Source organism: Mesorhizobium sp. M7A.F.Ca.CA.001.04.2.1 (assembly GCF_003998485.1).
Lineage (GTDB): Bacteria > Pseudomonadota > Alphaproteobacteria > Rhizobiales > Rhizobiaceae > Mesorhizobium > Mesorhizobium ciceri.
Genome location: NZ_RZQT01000296.1, coordinates 1 through 774 on the forward strand (window position 1 = coordinate 1; position 774 = coordinate 774).

1 protein-coding gene is annotated in these 774 nt (G+C 59.3%); it reads left to right on the top strand.

What is annotated here, in order from left to right:
• Positions 1–254: 254 nt before the first annotated feature.
• A partial coding sequence (locus EN955_RS34600; protein WP_245492858.1) for a CHASE domain-containing protein occupies positions 255–774 on the top strand: 520 nt, incomplete at its 3' end.

Below are 774 nucleotides of genomic sequence, written 5' to 3' on the forward strand. Positions count from 1 at the left end.
CCCCTCTCCTCTCCCCTCTCCTCTCCCAGGCTGTCCGTCCGCTTTCCCTACCCTTCTTCCGCCCGAGCAGGACGACCCTGCTGTTCGGCGCAGCAGGACTGGCCGGCACAGGCCCAACGGTACTACGCGCAGCGCCCAAGCGCAGCCTTTCGAAACTTGGTGGCACAGACCAGAAGCTTTTATGCAGATTGGAAGTCCAAATTTAAACAGTTCATCCTACGTTGGCCGATGGGCTTTTTGTCAAGGAAACGCAATTGAGCCGGTCGGGCAGAACGGATTTTGACTTTGATGGTGCAAGAAAGGCGGTTTTTTCGACCGCCAACTTGCCGGCGGCAATTGCGTTGGCCGTGCTTGTGATCTGCGCGGTCCTTGCGGACTTGCAGAACACGAAAGTGTCCGATCAACTCGCGCGCGCCGAAGTCCAGGCCAAGGTCAACATCATAAGGGCCAAGCTCGAAGGCAATGTAAACGGTAATCTCCAGCTTGTTCAGGGCCTCGTCTCGGCCATAGTTACAGAGCCGTACATGGGACAGCAGAGATTTGCGTCCCTGGCAAGCAACCTGTTCCGACAGAGATCGCAACTGCGCAACATCGCCGGTGCGCCCGATCTCGTCATCTCGCTGATGTACCCGATGGAAGGCAACCAGAAGGCGATCGGGCTCGATTACCGCAAGAGCGAGGCGCAACGGACGGCGGCGCTTCGCGCGCGAGACCTCGGCGTTCTTGTGTTGGCAGGCCCCGTCAACCTGGCCCAGGGAGGGCGGGGCTTTGTCG